We start from the raw sequence: 2,692 nt of genomic DNA on the forward strand, positions 1-2,692 counted from the left end.
GCTCTTCCGATCTGTCCCCGCACCCGCGTACGGTTCGCCGCCGCCGACTCCGGCGGTGCCCGCTTCGGCGCGGCGCCCCGGCCGGTTCGGCGGGATCGGGGTGCCGCAGATCATCTGCTGGCAGCTCGTCCTCGTCGCGCTCGTCCTGGTGGCGGGACGGCCTTGGCCGCTGGTGGCCGCGGTGATCACCGCGGCCGTGCTGGTCCTCGCGCTGACAGCCGTGCGGTTTCGCGGTCGCTGGCTCTACGAGTGGGCCGGTTCGGCGTCCGGGTACCTGCTGCGCGACCGCGACCGGGACCTCCGGAACGCGGGCGAGGCAGGCCGCGCGCTGCTGCGCCTGTTGTCACCGGAAGCGGAGGGGATCACCGGTGAGATCGGTGACGAGCCGGTGTTCATGGTCAGCCGCGCCGACGGGATCACCGCTGTGCTGCAACCGAAGTCGGCCGCGCGCGAGCAGCCGATGCCGTCGCCGCTGGCGGTGCTGCCGCCTTCGCGGGAACAGGATCTGGACGTCGCCGCCCAGGTCATCCACCACGTCGGCGCGGACCGCTCGCGGCCGCCGCGGGGCTGGGTCGCGCTGCAGGCGCTGCGCACGGTCGACGTCCATCGCGACGCCGATGTGCGGCAGGTGCTCGGGAACACGGTCCGGCGCGTGCGACGGCGGCTCCGTCGCGAGGGGCTGCCCGTGCGGGCGCTCGCCGAAAACGAGGTCCTCGGCACGCTCGCGTCGCTGGCGCACGTCACGGCGGGCCGGGCGCGCATCCGCGAGGACTGGCGGTTCTGGCACAGCGGCCCGATCTGCCAGGCGACCTTCCGCATCGACGGCTGGGACGCGCTCTCACCGGCACTCACGGCGGAGCTGCCCCGCCGTCTGCTCGCGGCCGCTCCCCGGGCCGCGGTGACGCTCGCCGTGACCGCGCACCGGCGCGCCACCGAAACCGAACCCCTGCTCGGCGCGGCGATCCGGGTCGCCGCCGCGGGACCGCAAGCGGTGGAGCACGCGGTGCGGGAGCTGGAACTCGCCGCCCGCCGGGGCGGGCTGACCCTGGACCGGCTCGACGGCAGGCACGCCAAGGGAGTGGCCGCCACGCTGCCGATCGGGATCAGTTGAGCACGACGATCGCGATGTTCAGCGCGGTCGCGTACAGCGTCCAAGCGAGGTACGGCAGCAGCAACGCGGCCGAAATCCGGGAGGAGCGGCGGAAGTACAGCGCGTTGACGACGATGGCGACGTCGAGCAGGACGATGTCGGCCAGGGCCAGGCCATAGGCACCGGCCGCGAAGAACAGCGGCGTCCAAGCGGCGTTCAGGACCAGTTGCGCCGCGTACCACGCCAGTGCCCGGCGTTCGCCGCCGGATTTCCAGTACAGCCAGCCGGAGACGGCGATCCCGATGTACAACACCGTCCACACCGGACCGAACAGCCAGGCGGGCGGCGCGAACGGCGGCAGCTCCAGTCCACTGTAGACAGAGCGGGCGTCGGCCGCGGCGAGCCCGCCCACCAGCGCGGCCACGGCGACCGCGGCCAGGAACGGGAGGAACGCGAGCGGGGCGCGGAGTCGTCCTGGGATCGTGGTCATCTTCCGAGGGTAAGGCCGGGCACACGCGCTCGCGCGCTCAAAACCCGTCGCGTGCGCCCGGGAACGCTCCTAAGATCGTTCGCGCGATGAACGACGAGACTTTTCTTGCCCACGTGGCCGACAACCTGGCCGCGCTGCCCGCCGTGCACGCCGTCACCCTCGGTGGATCACGCGCCCAGAACACCCACGGCCCCGGCAGCGACTGGGATTTCGCCGTCTACTACCGCGGGGCTTTCGACCCGGCGCAACTACGGGCCGTCGGCTGGGACGGCAAGGTCTCCGAGATCGGTGCCTGGGGCGGTGGCGTGTTCAACGGCGGTGCCTGGCTCACGATCGACGGCAAGCAGGTCGACGTCCACTACCGCGATCTCGACGCCGTGGAACACCAGCTCGCCGAGGCACGGCGGGGCCGGTTCCACTGGGAGCCGTTGATGTTCCACCTCGCGGGTGTCCCGAGCTACCTGCCTGTCGCCGAACTCTCCGTCAACCGCGTGCTGCGCGGCGATCTGCCGCGACCGGAGTACCCGGAAGCGCTGCGGGAAACCGCTCCGCCGATGTGGCGGGGCCGCGCGGAGCTGACCCTGCGCTACACCCGCGGCGCTTTCGTGCCGCGCGGGCAGGCCACGGAGGTCGCGGGCGCGCTGGCCACCGCCGCCATGGAGACCGCGCACGCGGTGCTGGCGGCCCGGGGCGAATGGGTCACCAACGAGAAGCGGCTGTTGCGGCGGGCGGGATTGCGCGAGATCGACGCGATCGTCGCCGGTCTGCGGGCGGATCCCGGCGTCCTCGCCAAAGCGGTGGACGAGGCGGAAGCGCTGTTCCGGGCTGCGGGGTCGCTCTGACGACGCTCCTGCGGACCCCGAAGGCCACGTGCCCCGGCTCGGCGCGGCCTGACGGGTCCGCGGTGTTGTGAAAGCCACTTTCGCAACGTTGAAGGTTGTGAAAGCCACTTTCGCAACACCGCCAGCAAGCGAACCGGACACTTCTGCCCTCCCCCTCAACAGAACCCGAATCGCCACTCAAGACCCCCGACCCAAGGCACTCCAGCAGGGGCCCGACGTCGCGAAAGCCACTTTCGGGACGTCTGATGTCCCGAAAGTGGCTTTCGCGAC

At 72.0% G+C, this 2,692-nt stretch carries 3 protein-coding genes; 2 read left to right on the forward strand and 1 reads right to left on the reverse strand.

What is annotated here, in order from left to right; all coding sequences use genetic code 11:
* Positions 1-1,111 (forward strand): type VII secretion protein EccE (locus CFP71_RS42100; protein WP_244200042.1); only part of this gene is annotated, 1,111 nt, incomplete at its 5' end.
* On the opposite strand, the gene CFP71_RS42105 is transcribed toward CFP71_RS42100, so the two are convergent.
* On the reverse strand, positions 1,104-1,580 hold the full coding sequence (locus CFP71_RS42105) for a TspO/MBR family protein (protein ID WP_093939430.1): 477 nt from the start codon (positions 1,578-1,580) through the stop codon (positions 1,104-1,106). The two genes, CFP71_RS42100 and CFP71_RS42105, sit on opposite strands and share 8 nt — an antisense overlap.
* An 86-nt stretch (positions 1,581-1,666) precedes the next feature.
* On the opposite strand from CFP71_RS42105, the gene CFP71_RS42110 reads away from it, so the two are divergent.
* Complete coding sequence (locus CFP71_RS42110) at positions 1,667-2,422, forward strand: nucleotidyltransferase domain-containing protein (protein WP_093939431.1); 756 nt, start codon at positions 1,667-1,669, stop codon at positions 2,420-2,422.
* Positions 2,423-2,692 lie beyond the last annotated feature (270 nt).

It is taken from the genome of Amycolatopsis thailandensis (genome assembly GCF_002234405.1).
Taxonomy (GTDB): Bacteria; Actinomycetota; Actinomycetes; order Mycobacteriales; family Pseudonocardiaceae; genus Amycolatopsis; species Amycolatopsis thailandensis.

What these genes read in the sequence shown, in the direction of transcription:
- CFP71_RS42105 (WP_093939430.1), bottom strand. Translation starts at nt 1,580, where the DNA reads ATGACCACGATCCCAGGACGACTCCGCGCCCCGCTCGCGTTCCTCCCG.
- CFP71_RS42110 (WP_093939431.1), top strand. Translation starts at nt 1,667, where the DNA reads ATGAACGACGAGACTTTTCTTGCCCACGTGGCCGACAACCTGGCCGCG.